The organism is Streptomyces sp. AC627_RSS907, assembly GCF_019049165.1.
Map to the genome: position 1 here is coordinate 1 of NZ_JAGMUE010001421.1, position 618 is coordinate 618.

The following is a 618-nucleotide window of genomic DNA, read 5'->3' on the forward strand; positions in this document are numbered from 1 at the left end:
CAGCGTAGATGTCGATCTTGTGGTCGAGGATCGCGAGGGTGCCCTGCAGTTCGGCGATGCGGCGCCGTACGTCCTCCCGGTGCGCGGTGAGCAGTTCCTCGCGTTCGGGGAAGGTGTGCTCGCCGGCGCGGACCAGTTCGGCGTAGCGGACCATGTCCGCGACCGGCATGCCGGTCAGTCGGAGCTTGCCGACCAGGTCGAGCCAGTTCAGGTCCCGGTTGCTGTAGCGGCGCTGGCCGGTGTGCGACCGGTCCACGTGTGGCATCAGGCCGATCCGCTCGTACCAGCGCAGCGTGTGCGCGCTGAGCCCGGTCGCGGCGACGACCTCGCTGATCGTGTAGCGGTCCTGGCCGGTCGGCCGTGGATGTACCAGCGGCTGCGCACACGTCGTCACCGCGGCTGCGGGAGCCGTCGTGGCGTATGCGCTGTCCGTCACGGTCATGCCGTCCACCCTTCGCAGGTTGCCTGTCCCTCGCGGCGTCTTCAACGCTAGAGAGTTGGAGTGCACTCCAAGCAAGCGCCGATATTGCGAAGTCATTGCCCGAGGGCCGGTCGAGCACCCCGGCCTCCCCCGCCGGGCCGACCGGGCCGGCCGGCCGAACCCGAACCGGCGGGTGG

Annotated in this window: 1 protein-coding gene; it reads right to left on the reverse strand. The window is 69.9% G+C overall.

Going from position 1 to position 618, the window contains the following annotated elements:
* Window positions 1–442: MerR family transcriptional regulator (locus KUM32_RS42230; protein ID WP_217146890.1), on the reverse strand; the 442-nt coding region annotated here is incomplete at its 3' end.
* Window positions 443–618: the final 176 nt, after the last annotated feature.